We start from the raw sequence: 7,771 nt of genomic DNA, 5'->3' as shown, positions 1-7,771 counted from the left end.
CCACCGCGCCGACCTGTACGCCCTCGGCGCCACCGTGTTCCAGTTGCTGACCGGCCGCCACGTCTTCACCGGCGACGACGCCCGCGCGGTGGTCACCCAGCACCTGGCCGCACCCCCGCCCCCCGCCCGCACGCTGCGGCCCGACACCCCGCCCCAACTGGAGGAGTACCTGCGGGAACTGCTGGCCAAGGAGCCCGACCAGCGGCCCCCCGACGCCGCCGCGGTGGCCGCCCGCCTGCACGACCTGTGGCGCCGGCGCACCGACCCGCACCACCCCGACCGCCTCGAGGCCCTGCGAGCACGCGCCGACCAAGCCCACAGGAACGGCCAGGAGGGTCGCTGCGACACCGCCGTCACCGCCCTGCAGAGTCTGCTGCCCGACTATGTGCGGGTACTGGGCGACGACCATCCCGACACCTCGCCACATGGTCGAGAAAGGCTGGCAATCCCCTTAATCGGTGGAAATTCCTCATATAGATGAGCTGTCGTTCTGCGGTGCCTGGCCGCCTGCCTTGCCCTTGGTCGTAACTGCATAGTTCGGCCAACTCCGCGACGTCGACGGCGTCCGGTTCAGCCGCTGCGTGATCCGCATCAACGGTCAGGACCAGGTCGACATGCCTGGCGGCACCGAAGGTCACGAGACGAAATCCGCGTAGCCAGGAGAGCGCCCCAGGGGGATGGGCAGGTGCAGCTGGCAGCCTCCAGCGCAGAACCAGTCCACCAGCGCGTGTGAGGTGCCAGAACTCGTCCATGGCACATGGGCTGGGCTCTGCCCTCGGCTCTTGTGCTCTTTCGGCTGCCGTACTTGATGTTCATCCGCGTTACGGGGTGGCCGGTACCGCTGGTTCGCGGTGATGCCTCGAAGGAGGCAGAGATCTCGGTGTTGCGGCATGAGGTCGCGGTGCTGCGTCGGCAGGTCGGGCGGCCCCGACGGGACTGGGCCGACCGCGCGGTGATCTCGGCTCTGGCGCGTCGACTTCCGCCGTGGCTGCGCTCGCATCGGCTGGTGACGCCGAGCACGCTGTCGGCCCTGGCATCGGCGTCCGTCAACCGCAGGCGCGCACACGCCGGCGATTGGCCGCTGTGCCCGAGTCCCGCAGGGATGCGCGCAGATCTGGATGCAGGAGCGGCCGCCGCCCGCGGTGGTCGTCCCAGAAGGCCAACTCCGGGTTCTGGTTGCTCCGATGGGCGCCGGGAAGAGTGAGCGGGCGGCGCGCTGCTGGCAGGAGGGCCTGGAGGTCGCTGCCGATGACGAGCGGGCGGAGATCCCGGTGTGGCTTGAGGCTCGCGCTCTCACCCGTGCTGTTCGGCTCCGGGATCCGCCTGTTCGAGGGCGTGGACGCGGGCCGCGTGGCCCTGGAGCCGGTCCGCGCGGAGCCCTCTCAAAGGGGTGACGCACCTGACCCACGCCGTCCGCGACCGGTAGGCGCACAGCGGACGACACAGGGCGGACGCGAAGGAACACCCACGCGGCGCTGGCCGACGGCCTGCCGACCAGCGGTGACCGCACCAGCATCGGCTCCGCCACCGCAGGACTGCTGGCAGGCCACCGACGGGCTGTCGGGTGCTCTGCATGTCGCCGCCCCCAGGGCGCCCTCAGGGCAGCTCGGATCTGCTGGCCGAGGAGTCCGCCATGTCTTTGTCGACGGGATGCGCGACGCTCTGTTGGCCTTGGCCGTTCTCGCGCCGTCGCGCTCACCCTCTACCTACTGTCAGCTGAGCGTGAGATGCGGGGAGTACAGATCGATCCACATGGCGAGGTTGAGGGCCGTCTCCAGCCCGCGCCGGGACGCTTGGCCGATCTGAGGTGCCCGGGTCGCGGCGGCGCGCGCGAGCCGGTCGCGGCTGACCAGGTCGAACACCTGGTGTGAGGGGGCGGCTAGAAGCTCCTTGATCTGGTTCTGCAATGCGACGGCGTAGGCGGGGTCCTGGGTGGAGGGATAGGGGCTCTTCACCCTCTCGTACACCGATCGGGGCAGCAGGTCGGCGGTGGCCTCGCGCAGCAGGCTCTTCTCCCGGCCGTCGAACGACTTCAGCTCCCAGGGGGTGTTGTAGACGTACTCCACGAGCCTGTGGTCGCAGAACGGCACGCGGACCTCCAGGCCGACCGCCATGCTCATGCGGTCTTTGCGGTCCAGCAGGACACGGAGGAACCGGGTGAGGTGGAGATGGCCGATCTGCCGCATCCGGTAATCGAAGTCGCTTTCGTCGTCGAGGCGTTGGATCGCGGCCACCGCCTGGCGGTAGCTGTCGCGCACGTAAGTGCGCAGATCGAGTGCTTTGGTGAAGTCCTCGGTCAGGACGCTTTCCTCGCCGCCGAAGTGCTGCCGGAAGTGCACCAGCCAGGGGAAGGTGTCGGCGGCGCGGGCCGCGGGGTCGAAGAACTGCTGGTAGCCGCCGAACACCTCGTCGGCGGACTCTCCCGACAGGGCCACCGTCGAATGCTGCCGGATGGCCTTGAACAACAGGAACAGGGAAGCGTCCATGTCGCCCATGGCGATGGGGAGATCCCTGGCCTGGATCACCCGGGCCCGCACCGCGGGGTCGGCCAGCTGGTCGGAGCCGAGCACGATGTCCTGGTGGTCGGTCTCGCATGCGCGGGCCAGATCGTGCACGTAGGGGCCGTCCGGGGTGGCACGCAGGTCGTCGGGGACGAAGTGGTCGCTCTGGCCGACGAAGTCGACGGCGAAGCTGCGGACCTTCTCCCCGGCGGCGGCGAGCCGGCGCGCGGCCAGAGCGGTCATGGCGGAGGAGTCCAGACCGCCGGACAGCAGGGTGCAGCGCGGCACGTCCGCGACGAGTTGGCGGCCGACGATGTCCTCCAGCAGGTCCCGCACCCGGGTGATGGAGTCGTCCCGGTCGTCGGGGTGCGGCCGGGGCCGCAGCGACCAGTAGACGCGGACGCCGATGCCCTCCCGGCCGACGGTCACCACCGTCCCCGGCTCGACCTCCCGCATCCCCTGCCAGATGGCGTGACCGGGGGTTTTGACGAACGCGAACGCCTCCCGCAGGCCGTCCAGCGTCACGGTCGGCGAGGCCAAGGGATTGGCCAGGATCGCCTTGGGCTCGGACCCGAACAGCACCCCGTCAGGAGTGGGGTAGAAGTACAGAGGCTTGATGCCCATCCGGTCACGGATCATGACGAGTTCCTGCTCGCGGGCGTCCCAGATCGCCAAGGCGTACATGCCGTTGAGCCGTTCGGCGACGGCCCGGCCCCACTCCAGATAGCCGTGCAGCACCACCTCGGTGTCGGAATCGGTGGTGAAGCGGTGCCCCCGCGAGGCCAGCTGTGTCCGCAGCCCCATGAAGTTGTAGACCTCGCCGGAGTAGACCAGGACCACCGTGTGCTCCGCGTCCTGGACGCTCATCGGCTGCCGGCCGCCCGGCAGGTCAATGACGGCCAGCCTGCGATGACCGAGCGCGGCGGGACCCTGGATCCAGGTACCGCGGTCGTCCGGACCACGGCAGGCCATCGTCTCGGTCATCGCGTCCACGGCCGCCCGCTCGGCGCCCAGGTCCCGCTGGAAAGAGACCCAGCCCGCGATACCACACATGATCGTCCCCCTTCCGGTCACCGGTGGGTCGATGAACGGCCGGCAGTCCGCGAAGACCTGGTCCACGCTGTGCCGGACCGCCGGAGGGCCTCGCCCCCGGCCCCGTGGCCGTGCGTGGTCACCTGCGGTTGTGCGCCCACGCGCGTTCGGCGCCGTCTCCTGCGGATGACGGCCGTTCTCACGGCTCGTCGATGATGCGGATGACCGCGTTGGGGCACAGGCTCGCGGCACGCCGGGCAGGGATGCGCAGTTCAGGCGGAGGCCGGTCGTCGAGGACGACGACGGTGCCGTCGTCGTCGGACTGGTCGAACAGTTCGGGCGCGGTCAAGGCGCATTGACCGGCGCCGCGGCAGCGGTCGTGGTCGATGTGGATCTTCATGGCGTGGCCACCTCCCAGGTGAGGGGAAGCGTGTGGACACCGTAGATGAACATGTCATCGCGCATGGGGACCCGCTCGGGCGGCACCGCCACGCCGAGCGTGGGGAAACGCCGGAACAGGGCGGGGAAGGCGATCTGCATCTCGACGCGGGCCAGTTGCTGCCCCAGGCACTGGTGGACGCCGTGTCCGAAAGAGACATGCCGGCAGGGGTCACGGGCCAGATCGAGATCGTCGGGGTCGGGGAACTCGCCGGGATCACGGTTGGCGGCCGGCAGCGAGGCCACCACGGTCTGCCCGGCGCGGATGCGCCGACCGCCGAACTCGACGTTCTGGCGGGCGACCCTGACGGTGCCGAACTGCACGATGGTCAGGTAACGCAGCAGCTCCTCGACCGCATGATCCACCCCTTCGGGATGTGCGCGCAGCACATCCAGCTGCTCAGGATGGCGCAGCAGGGCAAAGGTGCCCAGCGCCAGCATGTTGGCGGTGGTCTCGTGCCCGGCGACCAGCAGCAGGAGGCCGATGCCCGCCACTTCCTCATCGGTCAGTGCCATCTGCGGTCGCTGCTCGGTGATCAGGGTGCTGATCAGGGCGTCGTCCGGATGGGCGCGTTTGACGGCCACCAGGTCGCGCATGTACCGACGCAACGCGTCGCGGGCGTGCCACGCCTCCTGCTCGTCGGCGTCGAGCTTCAGCACGGTGGCCGTCCACCGCTGGAAGTCCTCCCGATCGGCGTAGGGCACGCCGAGCAGCTCACAGATGACCAGCGAGGGGATCGGCCGCGCGAAGGCCGTCACCAGATCCACCGGCGGACCGGCCGCCTCCATCGCGTCGAGATGCTCGGTGACGATCTGCTCGATCCTCGGAGCCAGGGCACGCATCCGCCGCACCGTGAAATGGCGGGTGAGCATCCGCCGATACCGGGTGTGCTCCGGAGGATCCATGTTCAGCAGCATTCCGGGACGATCCTCACTATGGAACACGTTGCGGCGCACCGGGGAGGAGGCCCTTTCCCTGTCAGAGCTGAACCGGTCATCGGCCAGCAACGCGCGCACATCCTCATACCGGGTCACCAGCCAGCCCACCGCGCCGTCAGGGAACGCCAACGGGGCGACCGGCCGCTGTTCACGCAGTCGCCGATACCCCGGCGGCGGATCGAACGGGCAGCTGCGAGGCCCCGGCAAGACCACGGGCGACTGGGGCGCGTTCATGAGAACCGCTCCCTTCATCGGGCCGTTCTGGGCTCACCACCCACGTTAGTACGAACCCGTTCTATACGGACAGTGCCGGTCACCTCGCAGAGCGTCCGGACGGCCTCGTGCCGAGCAACGGGGCCAACACCCGGTCCACGATCCGGTCGACGAGCGCACGATCAGGTGCCTCACCTTCGATGAGCACATGCATCAACACCAGCGCCAACGGCATCTCCCTGAGCGTCCTGCCGCACCCGGTCGGCACCACCCCCACTCCCAGAACCGGCACTACCGGCGCCCAGGCCACCAGCGGTGGTCTGGCTCCCGCCGACCAGGGTCACCTGTCCCCGGCCCGACGCCCGGCCCCGCTGCGACACCAGCCGCCCCAGCCCCGGACTTGGTGCTCCGACGAGCCCGTACACCGCTACCGTCAGCCCCACCAGCGCGGTCAGGGCTGCGACCACGCTGGCCGCCTGTCAGCCTTATCCAAACCCACTGCCACGAAATAGCCGCCCAGCCTGGTCACCGTCACGACCGTGACCCCAACCCGACCCAAACCCATCGACTCCCGGCCATACCGACCATCATCAACCCACGCCGTAAGGATGCGCTCGCAACCAGCTCGATCTCGCTTCCGCGCCTGGCCAGATCAGGACCCGTCCCCGCGAACACACAACCGAGTCCAACGAACCGAGCCACGCGAGCTTGTTGAGGAACAATGACGCGACGCCCGCTTCCCGGGCGAGGTCCTCGGCTTGTGACGGTTAGACAGTCCGGCCCGGACGCCGACAGCCGTGGCCGCCTGCGCCGCGGCCAGAACCTCGGGCGACACGGCCCGGCACGAAATGGGGCTGGACGCGGACAGCCTGGCACAGCGCAACCTCGAAGGAGCCGGGCTGACAAGAGCCCAGCGGCTTTAATCCGTAGGTTGTGGGTTCGAGTCCCACGCGACCCGCCCCTTCCCACCAGCCCGAACGCGAGTTCGCCCAGGTTCATTTGGTTTGGAGTGGACTTGCGTGATCACAAACGTGGACGAGGTCATTGGATCATCAGGAATTCGTTTCGGGGAGATGGCGGTTCCTGCACCCGGCCGGAAGCGTGGGCGCAACACGTCGTCAGGGCAGCACAAAAGCCCCAGGCCCGGGTCGGCCAATTCCTGCGCATCCGGCCCCTCCGCGCCTTACGCTGATTCCCGGCGCAGAAGGCCGCTCCCGTCGAGACGCGCCGCAGGTATTGTCCGATGGACGGAGTGGCGCCGGTGAGTGACGCCGTGGAACTGACGCGAGCGCCTCTCGACGAACGTCTGCGGCAGGCGCACGCCCTGGCAGGACGGTACTTCGCTTCCCGGGGGCCTCCGTGATCTGTCGGACGCCGTGAGGCTTGTCCGCGAGGTCTGTTCACTCCTACTGGGACAAACGTTGTCTGCTGGGTATGAGCGGTCCGGCGAGCGATCTGACCTGGATGAGGCAGAAGAGACTTTCACCCGTCTGGAACAAGCGATCGAAATTCCCCCGCGCCATCTCATGGCGCTCGCCGGCCCGGTGAGCAACGTGCTGCCGCGCTTCAGCTGTGCCGGGACGACCAAGATCTTGACGAGGATCGGCAGTCGCGCGAGAGGCGAACGCCGCCTCGGAGCCGGGACGGCCCGGCCAGTCGTCGAGCGGGTTGATGCTCGCCTCGAGTCTGCGACTGGATCTCGCACCAACCGCGTCGATCGGCGTGCCGGAGAAGAAGGACGCCTCGCTCGAGGTGACAACGCCCGAAGGTATGGCGGTCCGCTGTGTAGATCTCTAAAGGCCAGGGAGAAGTAATGCACAGAACCATGACAACGCTGGTACTCACGTCGCTGTGCGCCTTCGCTGTCGGGTGCGGGAGCAGCTCCTCGGACGGTTCCGTCACCGCCACGCAGCCGGTGACGCCGACTTCACCGCAGACCGCCTCGCCTCATTCCGGCGACTACAGGACCGCCGCGACCGTCGACACTCAGAACCAGGGAGGCGACAGCTACTCCTCGCAGGTCCTCGTCGCCCCGCCGGTGCCCGCCTCCCGGCTACCAGAAGTGAGCCGACCACTGACCTCGTGCGCGGCGCCGTCGCTGGACCAGTCGCGCCTGATCCTGATTCCCATCCAGATTCGCACCACGCTCAAATCCTCGCTGCCGCTCAAGCTGGCACTCCGGATAAGTGGCTACGGCTCAACGGCCTATGTCGTCAAGTTGAACAGCGAGAACACCTGCGTCAGCGAGATCAGTGGCCTCGCTGTCACCGTGCAGGTCAACCCTGGGGCCGGGCATGCCCTGCAGTTGTGGTATCCAGTGCTCGACGCGATCACGCCGAATCACCCCGAGGGCGATCCTGAGAAGCTGAAGAACACTGTGGCGCAGATCGGGCTTACCGTGCGCGGCGGGGACATCGGGACGGGCAAGACCTACGGCCCCTGGGTCTGCGACAACTCGCAGATCCATCTGACCAGCGCAGCCCCCCAGGAGCGGGGCTGCGGAGAACACCTGTCCGCGGAGACCTCCTAGTAGGACTTTGTTAGTTCGGTATCATATGGGATGATCTTGGTGTGACTCCGGCTGAGCTGGCTGAGGTTCGTGGCCGTCTTGAGGACTTCGCGGGTGAGATTTTCACGCCGTTCGCGCG

General features: G+C 68.3%; 4 protein-coding genes and 1 pseudogene. 2 read left to right on the top strand and 3 right to left on the bottom strand.

Annotation, left to right across the window (positions count from 1 at the left end; translation table 11 throughout):
- Window positions 1–481: pseudogene (locus tag ACFPZN_RS55380) on the top strand (hypothetical protein); the annotation flags it as partial.
- A gap of 1,231 nt (window positions 482–1,712) precedes the next feature.
- Here the strand turns inward: ACFPZN_RS55380 and asnB are convergent.
- The 3 genes from asnB to ACFPZN_RS55365 all read right to left on the bottom strand — a co-directional run bounded on the left by asnB (window position 1,713) and on the right by ACFPZN_RS55365 (window position 5,144).
- Window positions 1,713–3,554 carry an asparagine synthase (glutamine-hydrolyzing) gene (gene asnB / locus ACFPZN_RS55375; protein WP_378293367.1) on the bottom strand — a complete coding sequence of 614 codons (1,842 nt, stop codon included), beginning with the start codon at window positions 3,552–3,554 and terminating at the stop codon, window positions 1,713–1,715.
- A 178-nt stretch (window positions 3,555–3,732) separates the two neighbouring features.
- A complete protein-coding gene (locus ACFPZN_RS55370) occupies window positions 3,733–3,933 on the bottom strand; it encodes a ferredoxin (protein WP_378293365.1) in 201 nt (66 codons plus the stop codon).
- Entirely contained in the window at window positions 3,930–5,144 is a 1,215-nt protein-coding gene (locus ACFPZN_RS55365) for a cytochrome P450 (protein ID WP_378293363.1), read from the bottom strand. Before ACFPZN_RS55365 ends, ACFPZN_RS55370 begins: the two co-directional genes overlap by 4 nt.
- A 1,792-nt stretch (window positions 5,145–6,936) precedes the next feature.
- Here ACFPZN_RS55365 and ACFPZN_RS55360 point away from each other — a divergent pair.
- Window positions 6,937–7,653 (top strand): hypothetical protein, encoded by a 717-nt coding sequence (locus ACFPZN_RS55360; RefSeq protein WP_378293361.1) that lies wholly within the window; start codon window positions 6,937–6,939, stop codon window positions 7,651–7,653.
- Window positions 7,654–7,771: the final 118 nt, after the last annotated feature.

This window comes from Actinomadura rugatobispora (assembly GCF_042656285.1).
In the GTDB taxonomy this organism is placed as follows: domain Bacteria; phylum Actinomycetota; class Actinomycetes; order Streptosporangiales; family Streptosporangiaceae; genus Spirillospora; species Spirillospora rugatobispora.
Note: the sequence above shows the minus strand (reverse complement) of the source record. Positions and strands in the feature narration are given on the sequence as shown.